Raw genomic sequence first — 12,921 nt, forward strand, 5'->3', positions numbered from 1 at the left:
ATCTCTTGTTTGCCTCAGCGAATTTGGACGGGAATTATAGACAAATCTTCACCCTTTGTCAAGGGTTTAAACTTAAGTTGGGCTTAAATTTTGGAAAATTCTTTTATTTTTTTTCCAAAATGCTTTTTTATTCTTATTTTTATAGTTTAAGAGGTACTTTTACAGTAAACCAAGCTCCTATATAACTTTTATTATTATATGTAAAATGTTTATTTTTAATTGTAATTTCTCCATACATATGTTTTGTAATAATCTCTTGACTCATATAAAGACCTATTCCTGTTCCTTGAGATTTATGCTTTGTTGTAAAATATGGTTCAAAAATTCTATCAATAATTGATTCATCTATTCCACCAGCGTTATCTTTTATACTTATAATTAAAAAATTTTCTTTTTTATAAATATCTACAAAAATATATCTTTCTTCAGAATTGTTATTACTCTCTAATGCATCTTTTGAATTGTTTAAAATATTAATAATTACTTGAATTAATTCACTATCTAAGCCAAGTAAATCTATGCTTTCAATATTTTCAATAAACTTTATATTTAAATTTTTATATTTAGAATTAATAATATCTAATGTTTTTGTATATACTGTCTTAATATTAAACTTAACTATATTTTTATTTGGTTCATAAAAATTTTTAAAATCTTCTATTGTTTTAGATAAATATTGTGCAGTATCATTTATTGTATCCATTGATTTGATTAAGAACTCATCTTTTAATATTTCTGCTTTTTTTTGCATAACAATACCACTTGATGTTGTAGAGATAATAGATAAAGGTTGTCTCCACTGATGTGCAATATTTTCAAGCATTTCACCCATTGCGGCCATCTTAACTTGTTGAGATAGCAATCTATCTTTTTCTCTATTATTTTGAACTTCTTCTTCTACTCTTATTTCCAATGACTCATTTAATTTTTTTAACTCTATTGTTTTTTCATCTACTTTGTCTTTTAATACACTATTTACTTTATTTAATAATCTTTGTCTATATAGCAAGATAGCTAATATTGTTACGAAAAATAGAAGTATTTTCCATAGTAGTGAATAATCAAAATTATTTTTAAACTCTATGCTTATCCACTTATTTACAATTTTTTGTTTTGCAAAATCATCAATAGAATTAATAGACTTATTTAAAATATTTAGTAAAAAATTATCATCTTTTCTTACTGCAAAATATAATGGTAAATTCTCTTTTAATTTTCCTGAAATTTTAAGTTCAGTTAAAAAATTCTCTTGTATCTCATTTGAAATTGTACTAATAGTATCTATTTGTGCAAATAGTTCATTTTTTGATACTTTTTTTAAACCCTCATTTATATTATTAACTTCAACAATATCTAAATATGGATAATGCTTTTTTAAGAAGTCAATAAAGGTAATATCTTTTACAACTCCAATTTTTTTATTTTTCAGTGAAGCTATATTATCAATAAAAGAAACTTTGTCTTTTGTTGCAAAAACCAATGGAATATCAATATATCTTCTTGTAAAATTTAGTTTATTTTTTATTTTTAATGATGTCGAGGCTGTTGATATAATATCACACTCATTAGAAGATATAGACTCAATTGTTTCTTTCCAATTCTTTTTTGTTATTAAATTGAATTTCAAATTACTATTTTTTCTTACTAAATCTAAAAAGTCTTTTAATATTCCCGTATACTCTTTATTTGAGTTATGATTTAAAGAGATTAAACTAGGATTAATACAAACATTAATTGCTGTCCTATTTTTTATATAGTTTTTTTCACCTTTAGTAAAAAGTGTATAATTATCATCATAAATAAAATCATCAATTAAAATTGGATTTTTAGCTAATCCCATCACATTATATAAATCAAAAATTCTTTGAACTTTTTCTTTTTTTATTTCACCTAAGTTCGAATTCATGTAATATGCAAGTTTTTTTAACTCTCTTCCTTCATAAATTAATGCATCTAAAGGTATATTTTGTTCATTATATTTTTTATAAATCAAGTTTGCAGCTTCATGAATATGTGAAAAAGCATATTCCCATCCTCTTAAAGAAGCATTTTTAAAATCAATAACTCTTTGTTCATTATTTTTTATTTCATCAGTATTCGTAAATAAAAAATCACTATACATATCAAAACCATAATCTTTTGGGTAAAAAACATTATATCCAATACCCATTTTTTGCAATTCATACGGTGTTTTAGAGATATAAGCTGAAATCACATCTGTATTTTTATTTACCAAATCCATGATATCATGAGTGTGTTTTAAAAAGTTTAATCTATTAAAATCGATATTTTGTGAGCTAATCATTGCTTTAAGTGATACTTCACTAGAATCATCAATTGTAGTCATAATTTTTTTATTATCAAAATCACTAATAGAGTTTATACCTGTATTATCTAAAGATAGTAAGATTAAAGGAGATGCTTGAAATATTGCATATAAAGCTATTATATTTTTGTTATTACTTTTTTCTAAAAGTAAGGTTTCTCTTCCAACACCAAATGTTGCTTTTTTTGAATCTACCTCATTTGGAACATTTATATTAAAGTTAAAATTTCTAATTTCTACATCTAATCCAACATCTTTATAAAATCCTTTCTCTTTTGCTATATAATATCCTGCAAATTGGAACTGATTAAACCATGATAACTGTAAAGAAACTTTTTCTAAATCTTTAGCATACAAATTTATGCTAAGTAAAAAAACTATTAAATAAAAGATTTTTTGCAAATTGATACCTTAATTTAAATTGATTTAAGTATATCTAATTTTGAATGAATTTTTCTTAAGAATTGAGTATGGATGGGGTAGTAGGATTCGAACCTACGAATGACGGCACCAAAAGCCGTTGCCTTACCACTTGGCGATACCCCAATATAAGTGGAGCTGGTGATAGGAGTCGAACCTACGACCTGCTGATTACAAATCAGCTGCTCTAGCCAACTGAGCTACACCAGCACTTATAGTGGTGTCAAGAGGGAGACTTGAACTCCCGACCTCCGGCTTATGAGACCAGCGCTCTAGCCAGCTGAGCTACCTTGACATATTTATTAAGTTTGACTATTAAATTTGGTTGCGGAAACAAGATTTGAACTTGTGACCTTCGGGTTATGAGCCCGACGAGCTACCTGACTGCTCTATTCCGCGTTATGGTATTTATGGAGCGGGAGACGAGACTCGAACTCGCGACAATCTGCTTGGAAGGCAGAAGCTCTAGCCAACTGAGCTACTCCCGCATAAATACTTAAAAACTTTCACATGGAGCGGGAGACGAGACTCGAACTCGCGACAATCTGCTTGGAAGGCAGAAGCTCTAGCCAACTGAGCTACTCCCGCATAAAAATGCGAATGAAATTATAATTAAAATAACTTAAAATAAAATAATGGAGCGGGAGACGAGACTCGAACTCGCGACAATCTGCTTGGAAGGCAGAAGCTCTAGCCAACTGAGCTACTCCCGCAACTGGTGGGTCATGGAGGACTCGAACCTCCGACCACTCGGTTATGAGCCGAGTGCTCTAACCAGCTGAGCTAATGACCCAATTCCATTATTTATTTTTATGGCGGACAGAGAGGGATTCGAACCCTCGGTACCGTTGCCAGTACGCTTCCTTAGCAGGGAAGTGGTTTCAGCCAGCTCACCCATCTGTCCAATTTACAATTTTCGATTACCTCAAAAACTGGACGAGAATTATAATGCTTAGTGACTTAAAAAACACTTAAATTAAACCGTTTTATTTAATTACTTATAAATTCAAGTGTTTTTTATATATTTAAATAGTATTTATAATCTTTTCTACTATCTCTTTTGGTGTTGATGATTTATAAATAGGTCTACCAACAACAATAAAATCAACAAGTTCTTCTTTAGCTTTTATAATATCTGCAACTCTTTTTTGATCCCCAGAATCTTCACCAAAAGGTCTTATTCCTGGACATAAAGTTATAAAATCTTCTGAAGTACTTGATTTTATATCTTTACTTTCATATGCTGAGCAAACTACACCATCAAGTCCAGAATCAAATGAATCAATAGCAAACTTTCTAGCTTTAGTATCAATATCTTCATTATATACAGCTCTAAAATTATCATTATCAAATGAAGTCAAAGCTGTTACAGATAAAACAAGTGGTCTATTTGGAATATATTTAATTCTATTCATTACTTCTTTCATCGCAACTTTTCCAGCACTTGCATGAACATTAAACATATCAATAAGCCCAAACTTTGAAATATCTTCAGCTGCATCAGCCATAGTATTAGGTATATCATATAGTTTTAAATCAAGAAAGATTTTAAAATCTTTATTGATCTTTTTTATCTCTTCTAAAAAAGATTTTCCATCTCTTAAATAAGTCCTAAACCCTATTTTTAACCAAATCTCTTTATTTAATTCATTACTATTTATGTTTCTTACTAAATCTAAATTCTGTTTTGCAGTAGGTAAATCTAAAGATATACATAACTTCACTATTTTTGCCTTTTAACTTTATCTAAAACACCATTTATGAATTTTGGCGCATTATCACTTGCAAGTCTTTTTGATAACTCAATTGCCTCATTTATAATAATTGGTTTATCTAACTCACCAAATAAAGTTTCATAAACAGCAAGTCTTAATATTGCTTTTTCTACATTTCCTAAATCAAGAATTTTACCTTGATTTAAATGTGATTCAATCTCTTTATCAATTTCATCTAAATTATCAATTACACCATTAAAAAGATTTAATGCAAAAGTTTTTTGCTTATTTCTTATTTTTTTATCTTCTAATATTTCATCTATAAAGTTTATTATTCCTTCATTACCCAAATCAACTGCATATAATAAACCTATTACTGATTCTCTTGCTTGTGTTCTTGTAGCCATTACTTTCCTAACTCGTTATATAAGTCTAACATTTCAATGATTGTTATCATTGCTTCTGAACCTTTGTTCCCAACTTTAGAACCAGCTCTTTCAATAGCTTGTTCAATTGTATCTGTAGTTAACACTCCATTTGATACAGGCTTACCATATTGTAGTGTTACAGTTGCGATACCTTTTGTTGCTTCTGCTGAGATATAATCAAAATGAGGAGTTGCACCTCTAATTACTGCACCAACACAACATACAGCATCATACTTACCACTTTTTAATGCTTTTTCTAATGCAAATGGAATTTCAAATGCACCTGGAACTAATAGTAAATCTAAATTCTCTTCATTTCCACCATGTCTTATAAATGCATCTTTTGCACCCTCAACCAATCTATCAGTAATAATATGATTAAATCTTCCGTTAATAATCGCAACTTTTTCATTACCATTTAGTCTTAATTTACCTTCTATAACATTCATCTTTACTCCAATTTTATAGCTATGTTTAACTATTTATATTATTTCATATTTTGCGATTATATCTAAAATAAAATTAAGAAATTAAAGCTTTAATTTTTTAAAGCTTTTTTTATTGCAAAAATATCTTCAACTGTTTTATAAAGTTCATCAATTTGAAGCATATTTGGTCCATCACTTTTAGCCACTGATGGATTAGTATGTGTTTCAAAAAAGAAGCCATCAACACCAACACTAGCAGCTGCTCTTGCCATATGTGGCACAAATTTCGAGTTACCACCTGTGGTTCCACCTGTACTTGGTATTTGAACAGAGTGTGTTGCATCAAAAATCACAGGGGCATATTCTCTCATTAATATTAAATTTCTCATATCAACTACTAATGCTCCATAACCAAATGTATTTCCCCTTTCACATAACCAAACACCATTTTCTTTAGAAGTTTCATAATTTATAGTATTAGCACCTCTTGTTTGTAAAACTTTTTCAACAGGATGTTTCATTGCATCAGCTGCTAAAAATTGGCCTTTTTTAATATTGATTTTACAATTTGTTTTTGCAGCTTCTATTAAAAGATCAGTTTGTCTACATAAAAAAGCTGGTATTTGCAAAATATCCATAACTTCAGAAGCGGGTTTAGCTTGGTAAGATTCATGAATGTCTGTAATAACTTTATATCCAAACTCTTTTTTTACCTCTTCAAATATTTTAAGCCCTTCATCTAATCCAGGACCTCTATAAGAACTAATACTTGTTCTGTTTGCTTTGTCAAATGAAGCTTTAAAATAAAACTCGACTCTTTTATCTTCACTTAGTGGTTTTAAACTTTCTGCAATTCTCATTATTGTATCTCTATCTTCTAATACACATGGTCCTGTTAAAATAATCATTTAAATAATCCTTTAAAAATAGTTCTTTTTTCTTTTCCTGTTAAAGCATAGTAAAATTCATAAATATTTTGAGATATATACTCTATATCATTTTTTGCATGCTCATCACAAGCAAAAAGAATTTTATCATCAAATTGTAATTTTGTATCCCATAAAGGAAGTAAAATTTCCTCTTTATCCCTTAATATCAACAAAGGTACAACGTTGTTTTTTTGTTCTTTATTGTGTAATGATACTCTAAATATTTTTAACTCTATCTCTTTTTTTATTTTTAAGTATCTTGCAACTTCTGGTGCTTTTTCAAAATCTAACTCAATTTCAAATAAAAGTGGATTTTCATCTATTGTTTCAAAAAGTCTTCTAACTAATTTTGCAGCCCACATTTCATCTTTTTCTGAAATAATTCTACTAAATAGATCTGAGAGTGGATTTATTAAAGCATTGGTAGTTTTATTGATTAAGATTTTAGCTGGCATAAAAATATGATCTATATTTGCACTTTTAAAAATTGAAAAGTCTTCCATTTCATTTTCTCTTACAATTGTCATTATTTTTGGATTTAACTTTTTTGCAGTAGCTAAAATTGATAAATTTGTTGTGTCATTATTTGTTGCTGCTATTATTGCAACTGCATTTGTTACTCCAATTTCTAATAGTGTATCTTTATCATCAGCATTTGCATAAGTTAGTTTTGTAAAACTATTATTTTTAAACTCTACATTTTTCTTTTCTATTTCTATAAAATGCGCTTCTATATTATTTGTTTTTAATTTTTCATAAACACTTTGTCCCATTCTTCCAAAACCACAAATTATATATTTTCCCTTAGGGAAAAGAGGTAAAGAAGAATTAAGAGTGTCAACTTTAAATAGCCATTTTTCTAATTTTAGTAAATTAGGAGCAGTCAAAGCCATATTTATCTCTTTTGCTATTATTGAAAATGGATTAGCAACAATTTCAACATCCAAATCTTTTAAGTTTTCTGTATGATTTTCAGTAGTTGACTTTATGACTAATTTTACATTTTTATTTAAGAGTTTTGAAGTTAATGCAATTCTTAAATTTAAAGAATCATCTTCAAAAAGAGCAACTAAACCTTTACAATTTGTTTTTTTAATTCCAGCTTCTTCTAATGACTTTGAACTATGTGCATCACCCATTAACACAGGTACAGTAGGAGTAAAGTTCTCTAATAAAAGCTCATTACCTTTAGCTACGCCTTTTTCTATTACAACAGCTCTAATATCTTGAGCTATTGCTCTTTTTATTATTTCACTAGTAATTTGATTGTAGCCTAATATTATTATAAACTTTTGTTTTATATTTTTAATTTGTCGCCTAAATCTATTTTTTTCAATCTCTTGTAAAAACAGCTTATCTTGTAGAAGCCTAACTAAAGAACCAAGACCATAAAACCAGCCAATTACTGTAATATAAATAGAAAAACTTACCCAAACTCTTTGAGCATATGTAAACTCATAAGGTGTTTCTCCAAATCCTATTGTAGTTGCTGTGTAACTAACAAAATAAAAAGCATCAAAAATAGACATATGATAAGGATTACCACTTGGATCCTTACCCTCGATTAAAACTAAGCCAGTTATTGCTATTGTATAGGCTACAATAATTACTAAAAAAGGTACTCTCATTCGATAAAGAATGATAAATAAAGAACTATTCTTCACTTTTGAGCCTATCTTTTAGATTTTATTGTTTCACCAACATATAATGTAACAGAAGTAATATTTGCAAGTAATGCTCCACCTGATAAAGAGATAATCATTCCAACAATTTCTCTATCTATTGTATAAGCATATTCTGCAACTGTCCAAATAACTGCTGCACTAATTAATTGAATATCAGCAACTAATGATGTTGCTAGTAAAACTGAACCCATTTGTGTTTTATCACCAAGTTTTAATGTTGTTGCAATAATGTTAATAATAATAGCTGCAAATAGTTCATATTTACTATGCATTTCCAAAGAGTCCATATCACCATAAAAAAAACCAAAATTTACAGTCATAGCTAAAATTATAAAAAAACCTGCAATAACTTTATCTAAGTTCATGATATTCATCTCCTAAATCTTTTCCTATATCAAGTCTTCGTTTAAATACACTATCAATATTATCATGCACTTTTGAATCTTTATCAAGAAAAATCAATCTATGTTTATTTAATTGATTTACATTTTTAAGTCCCATTACTGCTAAAAGACCTCTTACTCCTTTTAGTAAGTTATTATGATAATCCCTTACATATTTTGCATGTTTATAAACAAAATATTTTTTTCTTTTACTTTTATCTTGAGTAGCAAGACCTACTGGACACTCATGACCATTTGTTCCTGAACAATATCTAGCTCTAATACATCCTGCACTCATCATAAAACCTCTCGCAATTTGAACAAAATCTGCGCCTAAAGATAAAATAATGATTAAATCATCTGGAGTTAAAACTTTTCCACTAGCAACTAGTTTTATTTTATCTCTTACATCATAATCTCTTAGGATTTTATCAACTAAATATATAGAGTCTCTTGCATTAAGACCTATTCTTTCCATCATTTCAATTGGAGCGGTTGCACTTCCTCCACTTCCTCCATCAATAGATATAAAATCTGGATATGCATCATTGCCTGCATCAACTCTTTTTTTAATCTCTTTTGCATAAGGTTCTATATTTTCTATATCAGAAATAACTATTTTAATACCAACTGGTTTTTCAGATAACTCTTGAAGTTTACCAACAAAATCAAATAACTCTTCAACACTATTTGCATAAGGAAATCTGTTTGGAGAAAATAAATCTTTATGTGCTTCAACATTTCTATAATATGCTATTGCTGGGCTTACTTTATCTGCAATTAATTTTCCACCAGTTTGTTTTGCACCTTGTGCCATTTTAATTTCAGTCATTTTACAAAATCTCATAGTTTTTTGATATCTATCTGGATCAAAATTACCTTGTTTATCTCTTGCTCCATACAAACCTGAACTTAACTGCAATATAATATCAGGCATATCTTGAGGAACTTCTTTTGGAAAGCTTTCTAATGGTGCTTCCCAATTTGGTCTATGAAATATTTCTGATTTTAAATCAAAAACATAAGTTTCAGCTTCTGGATCTTTTTTAAATACTAAACTTCTATATGCATCTGCTGCCATTGCACCATTAAATAATTTTTGTACTATCTTTTTGCAAACTCTTTGGAAAATATTTCCATGAACAACAGTCATATAATCAGGTTTATAATTTCTATGTGTAACAAAAAAGTTTGATGTTAATCCACCCTCACCTGAATTAATTGGAAAATTTCCCATAAAAGAGCCTCTTACAAAAGCTCTTGTTCCCTCAGGAGATATAGAACCATCACTCATTGCACTTCTTGCAATAATTGATTTTGCATGATATGGATATTTTCTTTTTTCACCAAATACCACTTCAAAGTGAGTATCAACCTCATCTTCATTTAATACAATAGTTGCATGTCTTAACATGAATTTTGGTTTAGGCAAAGGTTGAGAGGGAGAAAAAGATGCATAGTTAGGAACATCTCTTGCTGCTTTATAAACCCAATCTAGCTTATCTTTTGATTCATAAAACTTCTCATCACCAAAATATTGTCTAAAAGGCTCTCTAAACTCTTCAAAAACATATCTAAGCCTACCAATAATTGGATAATTAACTAACAACTGATGATCTCTTTGTACATACTTATCATGTACATACCAAGCTATGATTATAATAACAAATAATGCTATTGTAATATCTATTATTAATACAGTATTATTCACATTAATCCTTTTTCAACGAAACTAAAAATCCACTAATTACTATTAAAAGTATACCTAAAATAATCCAAATGTCAGGAAATGCATCACCTAAAAACATTCCTAATATAATGGAAAATGCAATATTAGCATAAGAAATAGTACCTATAATACCTGCTTTTGCACAAGAGTATGCTTTTGTCATATAAATTTGTGCATATGTTGCAAAAACTCCCAATAATATAATAAAAAACCAATCTTTACCACTTGGCATAACAAAAGTTTCTAACATAAAATCAAGTGTGGAAGGAGAGTAAAACTCTGCAACTAACATTAAAAGTAAAGGTCCTATTGTTCCAATTCCCATAAAAGACAAAACAATTGCTCTACTATCATAATATTTTCTTAATTCTCTAATTGAAGTATAAGCAAGTGCTGCTCCAACACCACTTAAAATTCCCAACCAATCAGTTTTTTCCAATGTACTTCCATCAAATTTGGTTATAAATATTATTCCAATAAAACCTATAAATACACCAAGCCAACCTTTAAATCCTAATTTTTCTTTTACAAAAATATATGCAAATATTGCTGTAAAGATTGTAGAAGTTTTTGAAAAAGTCATGGCTTCTGCTAAAGAGATTTCAGCAATATTATAAAAAAACATTAATAATGCAATAAAACCAGCCATACCCCTAAAAATCAAAAGTAACGGTTTTCCACCTTCTTGAACTAAAGGTTTTCTATAAACTGAAAATAGTATTATTGCAACACCAAATAAATTTCTAAAAAACACCACTTCAACTGAGCTTACTGAATCACTAAGTTCTTTAGCACTAGCTCCCATAAAAGCAAACATTAAAGAAGCAAATAACATATACTTTATTCCTAAAGAAACATCTTCTTTCATAATACATCCTAAATTTTAAAAGCGAAATTCTATTGTGTTTATAATTAAAGCAAGATTATTGTTTTTAGGTAAATATTACTACTAATCTTTTTAGCAATAATTTGATAGAATATAAACTCATACATATAATATTATATACAACTAGGATAATAATGAAATATTTAAAAATAATTGGTAATAAAAAGCTTGAAGGAGAAATTAACATCTCAGGAGCAAAAAATGCAGCTCTTCCTCTTCTAGCTTCTACTATTTTGGCTAAAAATAGAATTAAAATAGGGAATCTGCCTGATGTAGTTGATATTAATACTTTATTAAAACTATTGGAAAAACTTGGTAGTTCTTACACAAAAGATAAAAATACAATACATATAGAAACCTCAACTATTAATAATACAAAAGCAACTTATGATATCGTAAAAACAATGAGAGCTTCAATTTTAGTTTTAGGACCTTTATTGGCTAGATTTGGTCATTGTGAAGTCTCTCTTCCTGGTGGTTGTGCAATTGGACAAAGACCTGTGGATTTACATCTAAAAGCCTTAGAGCAAATGGGAGCAAAAATTGAGATAAAAAGTGGATACATTCAAGCAACTTGTAAAGATGGATTAAAAGGTGCAAAGATTGTATTTGATAAAGTTACTGTAGGTGGTACTGAAAACATTATAATGGCTGCTAGTTTAGCAACAGGAACAACTACAATTATCAATGCAGCAAAAGAACCAGAAATTGTTCAACTATGTGAAGTACTTGAAGATGCAGGTGTTGATATAAAAGGAGTTGGAACTTCAAAACTTATAATTCAAGGAAGTGATAAAAAACTACTTGAGTTTAAAAACTTTAATATTATTCCTGATAGAATTGAAGCTGGGACATATATGTGTGCGGCTGCTATTACAAACTCTAAACTTACAATTACAAATATTATTCCTTTACATTTAGAAGCTATAATTTCAAAACTTGAAGAGATGAATTTTGAAATCATACAAGAAGAAAATAGTTTAACTATTATGCCTACAAAAGATATAAAACCTGTAAATATTGTAACTTCTGAATATCCTGGTTTTCCTACAGATATGCAAGCACAGTTTATGGCACTTGCAACTCAAGCAAATGGAACAAGTACAATTGATGAAAGATTATTTGAAAATCGATTTATGCATGTTAGTGAATTACTAAGATTGGGTGCAGATATTCACCTAAATGGTAATATTGCAACAATAAATGGTACTCCAAGTAAACTAAATGGTACTGATGTTATGGCAACAGACTTAAGAGCATCATCTGCATTAGTTCTAGCAGCATTAGTTGCACAAGGAGAAACAGATATTCATAGAATTTATCACCTTGATAGGGGATATGAAAATTTAGAAAAAAAACTTAGTGAAATTGGTGTTGATATTCAAAGACACAATGAATAAAAAGTAAAGGCAAAAAATGAAATTAGAAGTATCATTATTTAAATTTGATTACAAATCTGATTATTTACCATATTATAAGAAATATCATCTAAAAATTGAAAATGAGATAACTCTTTTAGATTTACTAAATAGTATAAATGAAAAAGAGAACTTCTCTTATGAAAGTTGTGACTCATTTTTAGTAAAAGTAAATAATATTTTTACAAGTTGTGAAGTTAATTTAATGGAATTAGTAAATAAAGTAGGAAATGAAATAACTATTGAACCTATAAGTACTAAAAGATGTATGAATGACTTAATCATAAATGAAGATGATTTTTATTCAAAACTATCTTTACTAGAAAAATTTATTTCAAAAACAGATATTAAAAGGTATGAAGATTATAAAATATACTATTATGCTTCAAATACATTGAATTTTGAAAAAGATTATATTGGAGATGCAATCTTACTTTTAGCAAATGATTTAATAAATGAAAATAGTAAAAATAAAGAAGAAATTCTTAATATTATTAAAACATGCGAATTTGGAATACAATATCATACAAGTTTAGAAAATAGAGTATTTAATATAGATAAAAATATAGAAAAA

11 protein-coding genes and 9 tRNA genes are annotated in these 12,921 nt (G+C 28.4%); 2 read left to right on the top strand and 18 right to left on the bottom strand.

Annotation, left to right across the window (positions count from 1 at the left end):
* Positions 1 to 139 precede the first annotated feature (139 nt).
* The 18 genes from ACTCCZ_RS12590 to ACTCCZ_RS12675 form a co-directional block, all read right to left on the bottom strand.
* The gene (locus tag ACTCCZ_RS12590) at positions 140 to 2,728 is read right to left on the bottom strand and encodes an ABC transporter substrate-binding protein (protein WP_228145358.1); all 2,589 of its coding nucleotides are present in this window, start codon (positions 2,726 to 2,728) and stop codon (positions 140 to 142) included.
* Between the two features lie 69 nt (positions 2,729 to 2,797).
* Positions 2,798 to 2,872 (bottom strand) — tRNA-Gln (locus tag ACTCCZ_RS12595).
* Positions 2,873 to 2,879: 7 nt separating this feature from the next.
* Positions 2,880 to 2,956 (bottom strand) — tRNA-Thr (locus ACTCCZ_RS12600).
* 8 nt (positions 2,957 to 2,964) lie between these two features.
* Positions 2,965 to 3,041 (bottom strand) — tRNA-Met (locus tag ACTCCZ_RS12605).
* Between the two features lie 27 nt (positions 3,042 to 3,068).
* Positions 3,069 to 3,145, bottom strand: a tRNA-Met gene (locus tag ACTCCZ_RS12610).
* A gap of 12 nt (positions 3,146 to 3,157) precedes the next feature.
* Positions 3,158 to 3,234 (bottom strand) — tRNA-Gly (locus ACTCCZ_RS12615).
* A gap of 23 nt (positions 3,235 to 3,257) precedes the next feature.
* Positions 3,258 to 3,334, bottom strand: a tRNA-Gly gene (locus ACTCCZ_RS12620).
* Between the two features lie 48 nt (positions 3,335 to 3,382).
* Positions 3,383 to 3,459: transfer RNA gene (locus tag ACTCCZ_RS12625), tRNA-Gly, on the bottom strand.
* A 3-nt stretch (positions 3,460 to 3,462) separates the two neighbouring features.
* A tRNA-Ile gene (locus tag ACTCCZ_RS12630) sits at positions 3,463 to 3,539 on the bottom strand.
* A gap of 20 nt (positions 3,540 to 3,559) precedes the next feature.
* Positions 3,560 to 3,650 (bottom strand) — tRNA-Ser (locus tag ACTCCZ_RS12635).
* Between the two features lie 121 nt (positions 3,651 to 3,771).
* On the bottom strand, positions 3,772 to 4,470 hold the full coding sequence (gene pyrF, locus ACTCCZ_RS12640; RefSeq protein ID WP_079580238.1) for an orotidine-5'-phosphate decarboxylase: 699 nt from the start codon (positions 4,468 to 4,470) through the stop codon (positions 3,772 to 3,774).
* Positions 4,470 to 4,868 carry a transcription antitermination factor NusB gene (gene nusB, locus ACTCCZ_RS12645; protein ID WP_079580237.1) on the bottom strand — a complete coding sequence of 133 codons (399 nt, stop codon included), beginning with the start codon at positions 4,866 to 4,868 and terminating at the stop codon, positions 4,470 to 4,472. Before nusB ends, pyrF begins: the two co-directional genes overlap by 1 nt.
* Positions 4,868 to 5,338 carry a 6,7-dimethyl-8-ribityllumazine synthase gene (gene ribH / locus ACTCCZ_RS12650; RefSeq protein ID WP_079580236.1) on the bottom strand — a complete coding sequence of 157 codons (471 nt, stop codon included), beginning with the start codon at positions 5,336 to 5,338 and terminating at the stop codon, positions 4,868 to 4,870. The genes nusB and ribH overlap by 1 nt, the downstream gene beginning before the upstream one ends.
* Before the next feature lie 89 nt (positions 5,339 to 5,427).
* The gene (kdsA, locus tag ACTCCZ_RS12655) at positions 5,428 to 6,225 is read right to left on the bottom strand and encodes a 3-deoxy-8-phosphooctulonate synthase (protein WP_079580235.1); all 798 of its coding nucleotides are present in this window, start codon (positions 6,223 to 6,225) and stop codon (positions 5,428 to 5,430) included.
* Positions 6,222 to 7,910, bottom strand: coding sequence for a potassium channel family protein (locus ACTCCZ_RS12660; RefSeq protein WP_079580234.1), 1,689 nt, complete (start codon positions 7,908 to 7,910; stop codon positions 6,222 to 6,224). The genes kdsA and ACTCCZ_RS12660 overlap by 4 nt, the downstream gene beginning before the upstream one ends.
* A gap of 8 nt (positions 7,911 to 7,918) precedes the next feature.
* Positions 7,919 to 8,296 carry a DUF6394 family protein gene (locus ACTCCZ_RS12665; protein WP_079580233.1) on the bottom strand — a complete coding sequence of 126 codons (378 nt, stop codon included), beginning with the start codon at positions 8,294 to 8,296 and terminating at the stop codon, positions 7,919 to 7,921.
* Positions 8,283 to 10,025 carry an FMN-binding glutamate synthase family protein gene (locus tag ACTCCZ_RS12670; protein WP_228145357.1) on the bottom strand — a complete coding sequence of 581 codons (1,743 nt, stop codon included), beginning with the start codon at positions 10,023 to 10,025 and terminating at the stop codon, positions 8,283 to 8,285. Before ACTCCZ_RS12670 ends, ACTCCZ_RS12665 begins: the two co-directional genes overlap by 14 nt.
* A 1-nt stretch (position 10,026) precedes the next feature.
* The gene (locus tag ACTCCZ_RS12675) at positions 10,027 to 10,911 is read right to left on the bottom strand and encodes a DMT family transporter (protein ID WP_079580232.1); all 885 of its coding nucleotides are present in this window, start codon (positions 10,909 to 10,911) and stop codon (positions 10,027 to 10,029) included.
* A 152-nt stretch (positions 10,912 to 11,063) separates the two neighbouring features.
* On the opposite strand from ACTCCZ_RS12675, the gene murA reads away from it, so the two are divergent.
* Together murA and ACTCCZ_RS12685 are read left to right on the top strand one after the other, a co-directional pair.
* Entirely contained in the window at positions 11,064 to 12,329 is a 1,266-nt protein-coding gene (gene murA, locus ACTCCZ_RS12680) for a UDP-N-acetylglucosamine 1-carboxyvinyltransferase (protein WP_079580231.1), read from the top strand.
* Positions 12,330 to 12,345: 16 nt separating this feature from the next.
* Positions 12,346 to 12,921 (top strand): 2Fe-2S iron-sulfur cluster-binding protein (locus ACTCCZ_RS12685; RefSeq protein ID WP_463187400.1); only part of this gene is annotated, 576 nt, incomplete at its 3' end.

Source organism: Malaciobacter sp. (genome assembly GCF_055140965.1).

What these genes read in the sequence shown, in the direction of transcription:
- ACTCCZ_RS12665 (WP_079580233.1), bottom strand. Translation starts at nt 8,296, where the DNA reads ATGAACTTAGATAAAGTTATTGCAGGTTTTTTTATAATTTTAGCTATG.
- murA (WP_079580231.1), top strand. Translation starts at nt 11,064, where the DNA reads ATGAAATATTTAAAAATAATTGGTAATAAAAAGCTTGAAGGAGAAATT.
- ACTCCZ_RS12675 (WP_079580232.1), bottom strand. Translation starts at nt 10,911, where the DNA reads ATGAAAGAAGATGTTTCTTTAGGAATAAAGTATATGTTATTTGCTTCT.
- nusB (WP_079580237.1), bottom strand. Translation starts at nt 4,868, where the DNA reads ATGGCTACAAGAACACAAGCAAGAGAATCAGTAATAGGTTTATTATAT.
- kdsA (WP_079580235.1), bottom strand. Translation starts at nt 6,225, where the DNA reads ATGATTATTTTAACAGGACCATGTGTATTAGAAGATAGAGATACAATA.
- ribH (WP_079580236.1), bottom strand. Translation starts at nt 5,338, where the DNA reads ATGAATGTTATAGAAGGTAAATTAAGACTAAATGGTAATGAAAAAGTT.